Genomic DNA, 222 nt, shown 5'->3' on the forward strand with positions numbered 1-222 from the left:
ATCAGCGCAAAGAGCCTTAGCTTCCGGGTTCGGAATGTAACCGGGCGTTTCCCTCTTGCTATAACCACCGAAACACTATTGACATATCACGAACAACACGGCCATCACACACCACCCAACCATGTTAGGCAGCCTGTGACAGCTATATTGTTCTCGACTCATACATCAAGAACCACAAAGTGGACGCGAAACATACTCTGGACCACACACACCAACCTTTAA

1 rRNA gene is annotated in these 222 nt (G+C 48.2%); it reads right to left on the bottom strand.

The features are described from left to right. Positions 1–72 (bottom strand): 5S ribosomal RNA (rrf, locus tag IE92_RS0116285); the annotation flags it as partial. Positions 73–222 lie beyond the last annotated feature (150 nt).

It is taken from the genome of Mycetocola saprophilus, from assembly GCF_000718085.1.
Taxonomy (GTDB): domain Bacteria; phylum Actinomycetota; class Actinomycetes; order Actinomycetales; family Microbacteriaceae; genus Mycetocola; species Mycetocola saprophilus.